Origin of the sequence: Pseudomonas sp. CNPSo 3701, from assembly GCF_028674975.1 — a bacterium.
In the GTDB taxonomy this organism is placed as follows: domain Bacteria; phylum Pseudomonadota; class Gammaproteobacteria; order Pseudomonadales; family Pseudomonadaceae; genus Aquipseudomonas; species Aquipseudomonas straminea.
The window spans coordinates 74,508-87,597 of the sequence record NZ_JAQZSI010000006.1 but is presented as its reverse complement, the minus strand read 5'-3'; the positions used below and the strand labels follow the sequence as shown (position 1 = coordinate 87,597).

Below are 13,090 nucleotides of genomic sequence, written 5' to 3'. Positions count from 1 at the left end.
GATGCGCGACGAATTCAACGATCCGCTGTGGCGCCAGGTGCTGTCCGGCGCCCAGATGTTGTTCGTGGCCTTTGGCGCGCTGGTGCTGATGCCGTTGATCACTGGCCTGGATCCCAACGTGGCGCTGTTTACCGCGGGCCTGGGCACCATCCTGTTCCAGATCGTCACCGGTCGCCAGGTACCGGTGTTCCTGGCCTCGAGCTTCGCCTTCATCACCCCGATCATTCTCGCCAAGGGCCAGTTCGGCCTGGCGGAAACCATGGGCGGCGTGGTCGCGGCGGGCTTCGTTTACACCTTTCTCGGCCTGGCCGTGAAGATCAAGGGTACCGGTTTCATCGACCGTCTGCTGCCGCCGGTGGTGATCGGCCCGGTGATCATTTCCATCGGCCTGGCCATGGCGCCGATCGCCGCCAACATGGCCATGGGCAAGGCCGGTGACGGCAGCGTGCTGCTGCCTTACAGCACGGCGATGTGGATCTCCATGCCGACCCTGCTGACCACGCTGGTCGTCGCCGTGTTCGGCCGTGGCATCTTCCGCCTGGTGCCGATCATCTCCGGCGTCGTGGTGGGGTTCGCCCTGTCGCTTTATTTCGGCGCCCTGGATCTGGGCCACGTGGCCGATGCGCCCTGGCTGGCGGTGCCGGCGTTCACCGCTCCCGCATTCAACTGGCAGGCGATCCTGTTCATCGTACCGGTCGCCCTGGCACCGGCCATCGAGCATATCGGCGGTGTCATCGCGGTGGGCGGCGTAACCGGCAAGAACTACCTGAAGAAGCCAGGCCTGCACCGCACACTGCTCGGCGACGGCCTGGCCACCTCGGCCGCCGGCCTGTTCGGCGGCCCGCCCAACACCACCTACGCCGAAGTCACTGGCGCGGTGATGCTGACCAAGGCCTACAACCCGAGGATCATGACCTGGGCGGCGATCTTCGCCATCGCCCTGGCCTTCATCGGCAAGTTCGGCGCCATCCTGCAGAGCATTCCGGTACCGGTGATGGGCGGCATCCTGTGTCTGCTGTTCGGCTCAATAGCCGCGGTGGGCATGAACACCATGATCCGCCATAACATCGATCTCAGTGAGGCGCGCAACCTGGTGATCGTTTCGGTGACCCTGGTATTCGGCATCGGCGGCGTGCTGATCGGCACCGGCGACGGCCCGGGCGACTTCGGCCTCAAGGGCATCGCCCTGTGCGCCATCGTCGCGATCCTGCTGAATCTGATTCTGCCCGGCAACGATGGGTGGAAACGCAAGGCTGCCGACGAGGCGCCTGACATCTGAGAAGCAAAGAAAAATGCCCGGCACTAGCCGGGCATTTTTTTACACGCTCCGCGGGGCTCGCTCGCACAGCCGCTTGAGCGCCTCCACCCAGCTGGGGTGGTCGTTCAGGCAGGGCACCAGCTCCAGGCTTTCACCGCCGGCCTCGACGAACTGCTCGCGGCCACGGTCGCCGATCTCTTCCAGGGTCTCGATGCAGTCGGCGACGAAGGCCGGGCACATCACCAAAAGTTTCTTCACACCTTGCGCGGCCAGCTCGTCGAGGCACGCCTCGGTGTAGGGCTCGATCCACTTGTCCCTGCCCAAGCGCGACTGAAATGACACCGACCACTGCTCCGGGCGCAGCCCCATGCGCGTGGCAAAGGCTTCGGCGCTGCGCATGCACTGGGCCCGGTAGCAGGTGGCAAGCACCTGGGGCGATGCCGTGCGGCAGCAGTCCGGCCCGCGCAGACAGTGATTGGTCGCATCGAGCTTGCGCAGGTGGCGCTCCGGCAAACCGTGGAAGCTCAGCAGCAGGTGATCGAAGTCTTTCTCCAGGTACGGACGAGCACTGTCGGCCAAGGCCTCGATGTAATCGGGATCCTGGAAGAACGGCGGCAGGATCGAGAAACGGATCGGCAGCTTGCGCTCGCGCACCACACGCTTGGCTTCCTCGATCACCGTGGTAGTGGTGCTGTCGGCGAACTGCGGGTAAAGCGGCGCCAGGGTGACCTGGGTGATGCCCTGCCCGGCCAGGCGTGCCAGCACGGTTTCCAGCGACGGCTCGCCGTAGCGCATGGCCAGTTCCACCGGGCCGTGGGTCCACTGGTTTTTCATCGCTTCCTGCAGGCGCTTGCTGAGCACCACCAGCGGCGAGCCTTCCGGCCACCAGATCGACGCATAGGCGTGGGCCGACTGAGCCGGGCGGCGGATCAGGATCAGCGAAACCAGTAGTCGGCGCAGCGGCCAGGGCAGGTCGACCACGTAGGGGTCCATCAGGAACTGATTGAGATAACTGCGCACATCGGCAACCTCGGTGGACGCCGGCGAGCCGAGGTTGACCAGCAGTAAGGCGTGATCGGTCATGCAATATCCCTTGAAGGTGTCGCGATCAAGCCCCAGCCGGATCGCGAACAGGTGTTAGTGAAGGCTCAGCAGGTCGACCAGCGCCACGTCCAGGCGGGTGAAGCGAAACTCGAAGCCTGCCTCCTGCGCCCTGGCCGGCAACGCGTGCTGGCCGCCAAGCAACAACAGCGACATCTCGCCAAGAGCCGCGCGCAAGGCGAAGCCCGGCAGCAGCATCAGCGTGGGCCGGTGCACCGCATGACCAAGCTCCTTGACGAACTCGGCATTGCGCACCGGATGTGGCGCGCACGCATTATAGGGACCGCGCGCCTCCTCATGCTGCAAGAGAAAATCAATCAGGGCGATTTGGTCGGCGATATGAATCCAAGGCATCCACTGGCGTCCACTGCCGATGCGCCCACCGAGACCGAAACGGAACGGCGTGGCCATGCGCTTGAGCATGCCGCCCTCCTTGGCCAGCACCAGACCGGTACGCAGCAGCACTACGCGAATGCCCAGCGCCTCGGCTTGCTGGGCGGTCTCCTCCCAGGCGATGCACAGCTGCGCGGCGAAATCAGCGCCTGGCTTGGCCTGCTCGTCGATGATGTGCTCGCCGGCGTCGCCATACCAGCCGACCGCCGAGCCGGATAGCAGCACCGCCGGCTTCTGCTCGTGCCCCTGCAGCCAACTCACCAGGCGTTCGGTAAGCCCAATACGGCTTTCCCACAACAGTTGCTTGCGCGCCTTGCTCCAGGGGCGGTCCGCAATCGGCGCGCCAGCCAGATTGACCACCGCATCGAGGGGCTCATCGCCGATGTCCTCGAGGCGTGCGATGCCCCGCACGGCCGTGCCACACAGCACCGGCACCTGCTCGGGGCGCCGGCTCCACACTGTCAGCTGGTGGCCCTGAGCGGCCCACTGATGGCAGAGCGCCTGGCCAATCAGGCCGGTACCGCCGGTGATCAGGATATGCATGACAGACTCCTCGTTATGCTGTGTCTCAGCGTTCAACACGACGCGTGTAAGCTTGCTCAAGAACAATCCGCGCCCCCGCCTGCCGCCGACGGAAACGGGGGAAACTATTGTCGGGCGCACCTATTCTGAAGAGTAGATGCCCTGGCTGCAGATACTGCCCGACACGAACGTGCTCGTGTATGTCCTGCACGTTGTACGAGCGATGTTCGAGGCGTAGCCTGAGGCCCAGCGAGTCGACGACAGGCAGTCGCGGCGACTCGACAGTAGGTGAGGTAACCATGACCAACGCAGCTCCAATCGCCATCATCGGCACCGGCATCGCCGGCCTGTCCGCCGCCGAGGCGCTCCACGCCGCCGGCTACACCGTGCAATTGTTCGACAAGAGTCGCGGCAGCGGCGGCCGTATGGCCAGCAAGCGCAGCGACGCTGGCGCCTTAGACCTCGGCGCCCAGTATTTCACCGCCCGTGATCGCCGCTTCGCCACCACTGTGGCCCAATGGCAGGCCCGTGGCTGGGTCGAACCCTGGACGCCCAACCTCTACCAATACGCAAACGGCTTGCTCAGCCCCTCGGCCGACGAGCAGATGCGCTGGGTCGGCAAACCGCGTATGAGCGCCATTACCCGTGCCATGCTCGGTGCGCTGCCGGTGAAGTTTTCCTGCCGCATCACCGAGGTGTTTCGCGGCGAACAGCACTGGCACTTGCTCGATGCCGACGGCGAGAGTCACGGCCCGTTCGCCCAGGTGATCATTGCCACTCCCGCACCACAGGCCAGCGCCCTGCTGGCAGCCGCACCAAAGCTGGCCAGCACCGTAGCCGGGGTAACCATGGAACCGACCTGGGCGGTAGCCCTGGCCTTTGCCGAGCCGCTACAGACACCGCTGGAGGGCTGCTTCGTGCAGGACGAGGTGCTCGACTGGACCGCACGCAACCGCAGCAAACCAGGCCGCGATGCCATCCCCGACACCTGGGTGCTGCACGCCAGTAGCACCTGGAGCCGCCAACATCTGGATCTGGCTAAAGATCAGGTGATCGAACAGCTGCACGGCGCCTTTGCGGAAATGATCGGCTGCGCCGTGCCCGCGCCGGTGTTCAGTCTGGCCCATCGCTGGCTGTACGCGCGCCCGTCCGGCGCTCATCAGCTTGGCGCCCTGGCCGATGCCGACCTGGGCCTTTACGTATGCGGCGACTGGTGCCTGTCTGGCCGTGTCGAGGGCGCCTGGCTGAGCGGCCAGGAAGCAGCCCGCAAACTGATCGCCCACAACCAATGAACGCCGCCAAACACTGGCTGACGCCACGCAAACTGCTGCTGTCGAAGTGGACGGCAGCAACGCCGCAAAACCGCGAAAAGCATTTTCTGGTCACCGAACTGTTTTGCGACGAAGAGGGCACCGTGCTCGAAGTGGAGCTGCAGGCGGTGCTTAGCAAGCGCGTCCAGCGCCTGGACTGGCGTGACTTGCAGGACGCCGAACGCTGGCTGATGGGATGGCGTTGAACCTGGCTGAATTGACCGGCTCTATGCCTATAACCCTGTACACGAAATTTGACTTGTACAAGATCAGGCTTAAGATGAAATAACCCTGTACAAAAACAAAGCCTTGTACAAGGTCATTTTTGAAGGTGCGCCATGTCCGTGAGCCCGCAGTACCGCAGAAAACCCACACTCGGCGTCAGCGCCTGCCTGCTGGGAGCCGAAGTTCGCTACAACGGCGGCCACAAGGCGTCGAGGCTGTGCCTGGAACAGCTCAGCGAGTACTTCGATTTCATACCCTACTGCCCCGAAGTGGCCATCGGTCTGGGTACGCCACGCGAGCCCATTCGCCTGGTCGGCGACCCGTCCGCGCCGCGCGTGGTAGGCACCGCGCATCCAGATCAGGATCACACCGATGCGCTAGCCGCCTACGGTGAACAGGTTGCGGCCGAACTGCCGGCGATCAGCGGCTATATCGTCATGCAGCAGTCACCGTCCTGCGGCCTGGAGCGGGTCAAGGTCTACCAGGATAATGGCCATCCTAGCGAACCCAAAGGCCGCGGCATATTCACCCGCGTGCTCTGCGAGCGACACCCGAACCTGCCCATCGAGGAAGAAGGCCGCCTCAACGACCCGGTGCTGCGCGAGAACTTCCTGACCCGCGTGTTCACCTACTCGCAGTGGCAGACACTCTGTGAATCGGGCTTGACCCGCAGCACGCTGATCGAATTCCACGCCCGCCACAAGTACCTGCTGATGGCCACGGACCCGTTGCGCTACAAGCGCCTGGGCCAGATGCTCAGCGACCTCTCCGCGCAGGATCTGGACGAACTGGCCGGCCGTTACATCGCCGAGCTGATGACCGCCCTCAAGCGCTGCGCCACTCGCGGCACCCACAGCAACGTGTTGCAGCACCTGAGCGGTTACCTCAAGGGCGCCCTCAGCGCCGAGGAAAAGCAGGAAATGCAGCAGCTGATCACCCAGTACCGCAAGGGCATCATCCCGCTGGTGGTGCCGCTGACCCTGCTCAAGCACCATTTCCGTCAGCACCCGGATCGCTACATCGCCCAGCAGGTCTACCTGCAGCCGCACCCGGAAAACCTCAGCCTGCGAAACGCCATATGAGCCGGCCAATTTCCAACCAGCCAGGCACTGCGCAGGACCTGGTCGCCGCCGGTTATCTGCCGATTCGCGACGTGGCCGGCATCACTGGCGTCAACCCGGTGACCCTGCGCGCCTGGGAGCGCCGCTACGGCCTGATCGTCCCGCACCGCACCGCCAAGGGCCACCGCCTGTATTCACCCGAGCAGGTGCAGACCATCCAGACCGTACTCGGCTGGCTTAATCGAGGCGTTTCCGTCGGCCAAGTGAAAAGCCTGCTGCGCGCCGACCAGCCGCTGCCTGCCGAGCAGGCTTCGCAGTGGCAGGAGAAACGTGACCGCCTGTGCGATGCCATCCACGCCCTGGACGAGCGCCAGCTGGATGAACGCTTCAACGCCGAACTCGCGCTCTATCCGGTGCAGATCCTTTGCCAGCACCTGCTGCTGCCATTGCTGGTAACCCTCGAAGCGCGCTGGCCACAACTGCCCGGAGCGGCCACCGAACGGCTGTTCCTGCATAGCTGGCTGCGCAGCAAGCTGGGCGCACGGGTGTATCACGACAATCGTCAGCACCAAGGCCAGCCACTGATGCTGATCAACCTTTGCCAGTCGCCGATGTCGCCGCAGCTGTGGCTGTGCGCCTGGCTGATCGGCACCGCGGGTTGCCCGGTGGATGCCTTCGACGGGCCGATGCCCCTTGATGAGCTGCCGCTGGCCATCAGCCGCCGTCGCCCTCGCGCACTGCTGCTGTTCTGCGAAGCCGACTCCAATACCGACGCCCAGTCGACCCTGCAGCAGTGGCTGGGCGACCACGGCATACCCTGCCTGCTGATCGGTATCGAAAATCAGCAGGAAGCCGAGCAACTGGTCGCCCGCGCTCCCGACTCAGCGGACGTCACCGTGGTCGCCGATCCGCTGGCGGCGCTGCAAAACCTCGCAGATCGCCATCTGCTCGAATAGGACGCCCCATGCTACAACTGATGTGGTTTCGAACCGACCTGCGTGTCACCGACAACACGGCTCTGGCCGCCGCCATGCAGGCCGGGCCGACGGTCGCAGTGTTTCTGCTCAGCCCGGGCCAGTGGCAGCAGCATGATGATGCGCCGTGCAAGGTGGATTTCTGGCTGCGCAACCTGACCGAGCTGAGCCGCGAGCTGCAACGCCTCAACGTGCCGCTGCTGATTCGCACAGCGGATGACTGGGACACCGCGCCAAAGGTGCTTGGCACCCTCGCCCAGGAACTGCAGGCCAATGCCGTACACGTCAATGAGGAATACGGCGTCAACGAAGGCCGCCGTGATGAAGCCGTGAGCGCGGCGCTGGACGAGCTGGGCGTGAATTTCCACAGCCACCTCGATCGCCTGCTGTTCAAGCCAGGCAGCGTGCTGACCCGCACCGGCACCTACTTCAAGGTTTACAGCCAGTTCCGCGGCGTCTGCTATCAGCGCCTGCATACGGCCCTGCCGAAACTGGTAGCGCTGCCCAAGGCACAAGAAAAACTGAAGATAGCTGGCGACCCGATCCCTGGGCAGGTGTCCGGTTTCGATACACCCAACAAAGCGCTGCGCGATGCCTGGCCCGCCGGTGAAGAAGCGGCCCGTGAACGCCTGCAGCGCTTCGCTGATGAGTGGATCGAGGACTATCACGACAACCGCGATTTCCCGATTCGCCCCGGCACCAGCCAGCTGTCAGCGTATCTGGCGGCCGGCGTGCTGTCGCCGCGTCAGTGCCTGCACGCGGCGCTGAATGCCAACGGCGGTGAGTTCGAAAGCGGCAACCAGGGCGCCGTCACCTGGATCAACGAGCTAATCTGGCGCGAGTTCTACGCCCATATTCTGGTCGGTTACCCGCACGTGTCCATGGCCCGTGCCTTCCGCCCGGAAACCGAAGCGCTGCCCTGGCGTAATGCAGCCAAAGACCTGAAGGCCTGGCAGGAAGGCCGCACCGGCATCCCGATCATCGACGCGGCCATGCGCCAGCTGCTGGAAACCGGCTGGATGCATAACCGTCTGCGCATGGTGGTGGCGATGTTCCTGACCAAGAACCTGCTGATCGACTGGCGCGAGGGCGAGCGCTTCTTCATGCGCCACTTGATCGACGGCGATCTGGCTGCCAACAACGGTGGCTGGCAGTGGAGCGCCTCCACCGGTACCGACTCGGTACCCTACTTCCGTATTTTCAACCCGATCAGCCAATCCCAACGCTTCGATCCTGACGGCCGCTTCATCCGCCAGTGGCTGCCCGAGTTGGCCTCACTCAGCGACAAGGCGATTCACGATCCGCACGCCGGCAGCAAGGGCCAGGCCAGCCTGTTCGGCGGTGGCGTGGACTATCCCAAGCCCATCGTCGACCTGCGCGCCAGCCGCCAACGCGCGCTGGACGCTTTCAAGAACCTGCCTTCGGCCAGCGAGGCGTCATGAGCGCGTTCAGCCGGCGCATCTGGCTGACCGGTGCCAGCAGTGGCATCGGTCATGCGTTAGCCGAGCGCCTGCTGAAAGAAGGCCATCTGCTGGCCCTGAGCGCGCGACGCGAGGAGCCACTGCAGGTGCTGGCAGAGCGCTTTCCTGGTCGGGTGCTGGTGCTGCCAGGCGATCTGGGCGAACCCGCCGATGTGGACGCCATCGCCGCCAGGCTCGCCGAACAGTGGGGCGCGCTGGACTGCGCGATCCTAAATGCCGGCGTCTATGAACATGTGGACGCCAGCAACTTCGAGGCGGACGCCCTGGCCCGGGTGATGCGCGGCAACCTGTTCTCGGCCAGCCACTGCATCGTCGCTGCCCTACCGCTGCTGCGTCGTGGTCAGGCGCCGCACCTGGTCGGTGTTGCCAGTGCGGTCACCTACCTGCCGCTGCCGGGCGCCGGCGCCTTCGGGGCCGCCAAGGCCGCTGTGCGTTACCTGCTCGAATCCCTGCGCGTGGATCTGGCCCGGGAAGGTATCGCCGTTACCGTGGTCACCCCGGGTTTCGTCGACACGGCGCACTCGGAAAACAGCGGCTACTCCACACCGATGCGCTGGTCAGCCGACAAGGCCGCCCGGCATATCGCCAAGCGCCTACAAGCGCGCCCGCTGGAAATCGCCTTTCCCGGCCCGTTCATTGCTGCGCTCGGCCTGCTCGGTCGGCTGCCTGCGCGCCTGCGTTTGGCCCTAAGCCGCCGCCTGCTGCGTAGCGAGCGGGACATTTCCTGACACGCCCGAAGCTTGCACCAACATTGCTGGCACAGGCACCATCGGCGCCCTTTATGTTCAGCAACCGGATAGCATCCAGTGTCTAGAAACCTGCTCAACGCCCTGCTGTTTTTAATCGGCTGGCTCGCCTGCCTGCTCGGCGGCGGCGACTGGCTATGGGTGGTTGCGGTGGTACTGCTGGTACACCTGATGCGTATCGGCAGTTGGCAACGCGAAGGCAAGTTGCTGGTCAGCGCCTTCCTGTTCGGCAGCGCCGTGGACAGCTTTCTGCTGCAGCTGGGCCTGTTCGATTTCGGTGAGGCGCGCCAGTTGATTCCGCTCTGGCAGGCATTTGTCTGGCTTCTGGTGGGCACCACGCTCTATCACTGCATGGCGTGGACGGCCGCGCCCTGGTGGCGCGCCAGCCTCGTTGGCGCCTGCTTCGCGCTACTCTCCTACGGCGCCAGCACCTGGCTCGGTCTGCTGCGCCTGCCCTTCGGCGAGGCCACTACTCTGGCACTGGTGGCGCTGCTCTGGGCCATCATGCTGCCGCTGCTGCATGGTTTCGCCCGGCTCTACGCTGCCCGCCCGATGTAAGGTTTGCGTGGCGCCGTGCAGCCTCGCGTAGACTAGGCCGATGAGCGACGCCCTACAGATTCCCCATACCCAGATCGACGAACAGGTCAGCTGCAGCACCTGCGCGGCCTGCTGCTGCCAACTGGAAGTGATGCTGATCACCGATACCTGTGTGCCTGAGCGTTTCATCGACAGCGACGAATGGGGCGGCGAAGTGATGCGCCGCCTGGACGATGGCTGGTGCGCGGCACTGGATCGCGACACCATGCGCTGCACCATCTACGAAGTGCGCCCACTGATCTGCCGCGAGTTCGAAATGGGCGCGCCAGAGTGCCTGGAAGAACGCCGCGGTATCGGCAGCATCTATCGCTGACCTGGCGCCTAAAAAACCGGGCCTTGGCCCGGTTTTTTTATGTATTACCTACGGCTTAGTAGTTGAAGCGATAGTGCAGCGAATACGCCTCTACCCCATCGTTCGGCTGTTTGATGCCGGCGTTGGAGTAGTGCATCGCACGGATGCCCACTTCATGACCACCGGCGAAACGCAGGCCCGCACCGATGCGGTCTTCGAACTGGAACGACGACCCCAGGTCATTGGACTCCAGGCGCGTGCTGGAGAATGCTGCCACCCCGATACCGGCTTCCAGGTAGGGTTTGACGGTCTGCCCGGCGAACTCGTAAACGAATACCGGTGCGAAGGAAATGCTGTGGTTGGTGGCGGTATCATCACCCTGCCAGTAGGTGTAACCGGCATCCCAGTAACCACCCAGATGACCGACACTGCTTTCGAACCAGCGGCTGTTGAAATCGAACTGCGCACCCAGGCGGTAAACCATGGTGGAGTCGCCCGTCTGGCCGACGGAAACGCTCAGGCCTGCGGCCTGAACTGCTGTAACGGACCCAAGAGACAACGCAACTGCAGCGGCCAAGCCAACCAGCTTCTTCATTGGAGCATCCTTGTATAGGGACTTTTTTAGTCTTTTAAGTGAGGCAGGGTGAAAACTACAGTTACAGACTTTAGACAAGTTCCCTTCGTTCTAAAAATATTTACTGTCCTAACGGCCAATTAATTTCCAGGCAGCACGGCCACCGGCTCGGCGCTCCCCCAAAGCAGTGGCAACACCCGTTGCATGGCCGCCGGCTCGCCGCTGCACCAGAAGCGATCGACGCCACGCGGCCCGTTGGCCAGTAGGTTGCGACTGGCCAGCAACCGTTGCAGTTGCCGGGCCACCGCCGCGCCCGTGTCGATCAGGCTGATCGACGGGTCAAGCCACTGCTCGAGCAGCGGCCGCAGGAAGGGATAGTGGGTACAGCCGAGGATCAGGGTGTCGCAGCCCTCGGCCAGCAGAGGCTCGACGTAACCGCGCAGCAAAGCAAGCAAAGCAGGGTCGTGCAGATCCCCCGCCTCGATCAACTCGACCAAACCCGGACAGGGCTGGGTGACCACCCGCACATCACTGGCGAACTGGTCGAGCAAGGCAGCGAAACGCGCGCTTTTCAGCGTCCCGGTGGTGGCCAGTACGCCAACCACCCCAGAGCGCGTCGCGGCTGCCGCAGGCTTTACCGCTGGCTCCATGGCCACAATCGGCAGCTGCGGATAAAGAGTGCGCAGCTCACCCACACCAGCAACAGTCGCGGTATTGCAGGCCAGCACCAAGGCCTTGGCGCCGCGTTCGAGCAGGAACGAGGCGATAAACCGGCAGCGTTCACGAATGTACTCGGGGCTCTTTTCACCGTAGGGCACGTGGCCGCTATCGGACACGTAGAACAAGGTTTCCTGCGGCACCAGCGTGCGGATTTCCCGCAACACCGTAAGACCGCCAATGCCGGAGTCGAATACCCCGATCGGCGCGTCACACATCGGCGCCATTCCCGCATACGGCGCAACCCGGGTCGCGCTTTACCCGCAGTTCGCGGAAGCGCGAACCAAAGGCATCGATCAGCAACAGGCGGCCGACCAGGGGTTCGCCGAAGCCGGCGAGCAGCTTCAGCGCTTCCAGCGCCTGCAGGCTGCCGACCAGACCGACCAGCGGCCCGACCACGCCGGCTTCGCTACAGGTTAGCTCTGCTTCGCTGCCATGACCGTACAGGCAGTGGTAACAAGGGCTGTCTTCGCGGCGCGGATCGAACACGGACAACTGCCCTTCCAGGCGGATCGCCGCACCACTGACCAGCGGCCGGCGCGCCGCCACGCAAGCGGCATTGACGGCTTCGCGAGTGGTGAAGTTGTCCGAGCAGTCGAGTACTAGGTCTACTGCCGCAACGGCTGCGGCCAGGGAGTCCGCATCCAGGGCCTGGCGATGGGGGCGCAGCGTTACCTGGGGATTGAGCGCGCCGAGCCGCGCCAGTGCCGAGTCGACCTTGCTCCGGCCGATGCTCGCGGTGTCGTGGGCGATCTGCCGCTGCAGGTTGCTCAGGTCGACGCTGTCGAAATCCGCCAGGTGCAGCTCGCCCACACCGGCCGCCGCCAAGTACAGGGCCACGGGCGAGCCGAGGCCGCCAAGGCCGACGATCAGCACGCGGCTGCCCTTGAGGCGCAGTTGCCCGTCTACATCGATCTGCGAGAGCAGAATCTGCCGGCTGTAGCGCAGCAGCTCCTCGTCGCTCAGGTGTTCATTCATGTGGCCACCGCCCCAGGCTGATGCGCTCATGATCGGCGAGATCACGGCGGCTGTGAACCTCGACGAAACCGCGCTGGCTCAACAACCCGCGCACCGCCTCGGCCTGGTCGAAACCATGTTCGAGCAGCAGCCAGCCGGGCGCCGCCAGATACGCCGGCGCCTGCTCGATGATCAGGCGGATGTCGTCCAGCCCGTCGACGCCGGAGACCAGCGCACTGCTCGGCTCGAACCGCACGTCGCCTTCGCCCAGATGACGGTCATCGCTGGCAATGTAGGGCGGGTTGCTGACGATCAGCCCGTAGCGCTCGCCAGCCAGCGCCGCGAACCAGTGGCTCGGGCGAAACGAGGCATTCGCCAGGCCCAGCCGGGCGCGATTTCCATCGGCCAGCGCCACGGCTTCATCCACCCGGTCGACGCCGGTGACCTGCCAGGCCGGCCGTTCGCTGGCCAACGCCAGAGCGATGGCGCCGGTGCCGGTGCCCAGGTCGAGCACCCTGGCCGTGCCACCGGGCAGCAGCGCCAGCGAGGTTTCCACCAGCAGCTCGGTGTCCGGGCGCGGGATCAGGGTGTGGGGCGCGACGTCCAGATCCAGGCTCCAGAACCCCTGACGACCGAGGATATAGGCGACCGGCTCACCGTTGCGCCGACGCGTCAGACTGGCGGCGAAGGCTTCGGCGACAGCTGGCTCGACTTCACGGTCAGCCCAGGTCCGCAGGTAACTGCGCGGCTTGCCCAATGTATGGGCCAGCAGCAGCTCGGCGTCCAGGCGCGGCGTCGGTGAGTCGGGCAACGCAATGCTGTTAAGCAGAAATTCGATAGTGGCCATGGCGGGCTTCCTGGGCGGATCGGGGCGCTGGCATC

At 64.6% G+C, this 13,090-nt stretch carries 15 protein-coding genes; 9 read left to right on the top strand and 6 right to left on the bottom strand.

Annotation, left to right across the window (positions count from 1 at the left end; all coding sequences use genetic code 11):
- Position 1 precedes the first annotated feature (1 nt).
- Positions 2 to 1,279, top strand: a complete 1,278-nt coding sequence (locus tag PVA39_RS18350; protein WP_274125253.1) for a uracil-xanthine permease family protein — start codon at positions 2 to 4, stop codon at positions 1,277 to 1,279.
- A 39-nt stretch (positions 1,280 to 1,318) separates the two neighbouring features.
- On the opposite strand, the gene hemH is transcribed toward PVA39_RS18350, so the two are convergent.
- Together hemH and PVA39_RS18340 are read right to left on the bottom strand one after the other, a co-directional pair.
- Positions 1,319 to 2,341 carry a ferrochelatase gene (hemH, locus tag PVA39_RS18345; protein WP_274125252.1) on the bottom strand — a complete coding sequence of 341 codons (1,023 nt, stop codon included), beginning with the start codon at positions 2,339 to 2,341 and terminating at the stop codon, positions 1,319 to 1,321.
- A gap of 54 nt (positions 2,342 to 2,395) precedes the next feature.
- A complete protein-coding gene (locus tag PVA39_RS18340) occupies positions 2,396 to 3,295 on the bottom strand; it encodes a TIGR01777 family oxidoreductase (RefSeq protein ID WP_274125251.1) in 900 nt (299 codons plus the stop codon).
- A 278-nt stretch (positions 3,296 to 3,573) separates the two neighbouring features.
- Between PVA39_RS18340 and PVA39_RS18335 the strand changes: the two genes are divergently transcribed.
- The 8 genes from PVA39_RS18335 to PVA39_RS18300 all read left to right on the top strand — a co-directional run bounded on the left by PVA39_RS18335 (position 3,574) and on the right by PVA39_RS18300 (position 9,981).
- On the top strand, positions 3,574 to 4,566 hold the full coding sequence (locus PVA39_RS18335; RefSeq protein WP_093505690.1) for an NAD(P)/FAD-dependent oxidoreductase: 993 nt from the start codon (positions 3,574 to 3,576) through the stop codon (positions 4,564 to 4,566).
- Positions 4,563 to 4,790: a TIGR02450 family Trp-rich protein gene (locus PVA39_RS18330; protein WP_274125250.1), complete on the top strand. Its 228-nt coding sequence runs from the start codon at positions 4,563 to 4,565 to the stop codon at positions 4,788 to 4,790. The genes PVA39_RS18335 and PVA39_RS18330 overlap by 4 nt, the downstream gene beginning before the upstream one ends.
- Before the next feature lie 132 nt (positions 4,791 to 4,922).
- Positions 4,923 to 5,891 carry a YbgA family protein gene (locus tag PVA39_RS18325; RefSeq protein WP_274125249.1) on the top strand — a complete coding sequence of 323 codons (969 nt, stop codon included), beginning with the start codon at positions 4,923 to 4,925 and terminating at the stop codon, positions 5,889 to 5,891.
- A complete protein-coding gene (locus tag PVA39_RS18320; protein ID WP_093505684.1) occupies positions 5,888 to 6,826 on the top strand; it encodes a MerR family transcriptional regulator in 939 nt (312 codons plus the stop codon). The genes PVA39_RS18325 and PVA39_RS18320 overlap by 4 nt, the downstream gene beginning before the upstream one ends.
- Before the next feature lie 8 nt (positions 6,827 to 6,834).
- Positions 6,835 to 8,286, top strand: a complete 1,452-nt coding sequence (phrB, locus tag PVA39_RS18315) for a deoxyribodipyrimidine photo-lyase (RefSeq protein WP_274125248.1) — start codon at positions 6,835 to 6,837, stop codon at positions 8,284 to 8,286.
- Positions 8,283 to 9,053 carry an SDR family NAD(P)-dependent oxidoreductase gene (locus PVA39_RS18310; RefSeq protein WP_274125247.1) on the top strand — a complete coding sequence of 257 codons (771 nt, stop codon included), beginning with the start codon at positions 8,283 to 8,285 and terminating at the stop codon, positions 9,051 to 9,053. The genes phrB and PVA39_RS18310 overlap by 4 nt, the downstream gene beginning before the upstream one ends.
- A 78-nt stretch (positions 9,054 to 9,131) precedes the next feature.
- The gene (locus PVA39_RS18305; protein WP_274125246.1) at positions 9,132 to 9,629 is read left to right on the top strand and encodes a DUF2878 domain-containing protein; all 498 of its coding nucleotides are present in this window, start codon (positions 9,132 to 9,134) and stop codon (positions 9,627 to 9,629) included.
- 40 nt (positions 9,630 to 9,669) lie between these two features.
- Positions 9,670 to 9,981: a YkgJ family cysteine cluster protein gene (locus PVA39_RS18300; protein WP_274125245.1), complete on the top strand. Its 312-nt coding sequence runs from the start codon at positions 9,670 to 9,672 to the stop codon at positions 9,979 to 9,981.
- A gap of 55 nt (positions 9,982 to 10,036) precedes the next feature.
- Here the strand turns inward: PVA39_RS18300 and PVA39_RS18295 are convergent, their stop codons facing one another.
- The 4 genes from PVA39_RS18295 to prmC form a co-directional block, all read right to left on the bottom strand.
- Complete coding sequence (locus PVA39_RS18295) at positions 10,037 to 10,555, bottom strand: acyloxyacyl hydrolase (protein ID WP_093505676.1); 519 nt, start codon at positions 10,553 to 10,555, stop codon at positions 10,037 to 10,039.
- A 119-nt stretch (positions 10,556 to 10,674) separates the two neighbouring features.
- On the bottom strand, positions 10,675 to 11,469 hold the full coding sequence (gene murI, locus PVA39_RS18290) for a glutamate racemase (protein WP_274125244.1): 795 nt from the start codon (positions 11,467 to 11,469) through the stop codon (positions 10,675 to 10,677).
- Complete coding sequence (locus PVA39_RS18285; protein ID WP_274125243.1) at positions 11,462 to 12,229, bottom strand: molybdopterin-synthase adenylyltransferase MoeB; 768 nt, start codon at positions 12,227 to 12,229, stop codon at positions 11,462 to 11,464. Before PVA39_RS18285 ends, murI begins: the two co-directional genes overlap by 8 nt.
- Positions 12,222 to 13,055 (bottom strand): peptide chain release factor N(5)-glutamine methyltransferase, encoded by an 834-nt coding sequence (prmC, locus tag PVA39_RS18280; protein WP_274125242.1) that lies wholly within the window; start codon positions 13,053 to 13,055, stop codon positions 12,222 to 12,224. The genes PVA39_RS18285 and prmC overlap by 8 nt, the downstream gene beginning before the upstream one ends.
- Positions 13,056 to 13,090: the final 35 nt, after the last annotated feature.

Bases quoted from the DNA above. Each gene is read 5' to 3' on its own strand.
- PVA39_RS18350 (WP_274125253.1), top strand. From the start codon at position 2: ATGCGCGACGAATTCAACGATCCGCTGTGGCGCCAGGTGCTGTCCGGC.
- hemH (WP_274125252.1), bottom strand. From the start codon at position 2,341: ATGACCGATCACGCCTTACTGCTGGTCAACCTCGGCTCGCCGGCGTCC.
- PVA39_RS18340 (WP_274125251.1), bottom strand. From the start codon at position 3,295: ATGCATATCCTGATCACCGGCGGTACCGGCCTGATTGGCCAGGCGCTC.
- PVA39_RS18335 (WP_093505690.1), top strand. From the start codon at position 3,574: ATGACCAACGCAGCTCCAATCGCCATCATCGGCACCGGCATCGCCGGC.
- PVA39_RS18330 (WP_274125250.1), top strand. From the start codon at position 4,563: ATGAACGCCGCCAAACACTGGCTGACGCCACGCAAACTGCTGCTGTCG.
- PVA39_RS18325 (WP_274125249.1), top strand. From the start codon at position 4,923: ATGTCCGTGAGCCCGCAGTACCGCAGAAAACCCACACTCGGCGTCAGC.
- PVA39_RS18320 (WP_093505684.1), top strand. From the start codon at position 5,888: ATGAGCCGGCCAATTTCCAACCAGCCAGGCACTGCGCAGGACCTGGTC.
- phrB (WP_274125248.1), top strand. From the start codon at position 6,835: ATGCTACAACTGATGTGGTTTCGAACCGACCTGCGTGTCACCGACAAC.
- PVA39_RS18310 (WP_274125247.1), top strand. From the start codon at position 8,283: ATGAGCGCGTTCAGCCGGCGCATCTGGCTGACCGGTGCCAGCAGTGGC.
- PVA39_RS18300 (WP_274125245.1), top strand. From the start codon at position 9,670: ATGAGCGACGCCCTACAGATTCCCCATACCCAGATCGACGAACAGGTC.
- PVA39_RS18295 (WP_093505676.1), bottom strand. From the start codon at position 10,555: ATGAAGAAGCTGGTTGGCTTGGCCGCTGCAGTTGCGTTGTCTCTTGGG.
- murI (WP_274125244.1), bottom strand. From the start codon at position 11,469: ATGTGTGACGCGCCGATCGGGGTATTCGACTCCGGCATTGGCGGTCTT.
- PVA39_RS18285 (WP_274125243.1), bottom strand. From the start codon at position 12,229: ATGAATGAACACCTGAGCGACGAGGAGCTGCTGCGCTACAGCCGGCAG.
- prmC (WP_274125242.1), bottom strand. From the start codon at position 13,055: ATGGCCACTATCGAATTTCTGCTTAACAGCATTGCGTTGCCCGACTCA.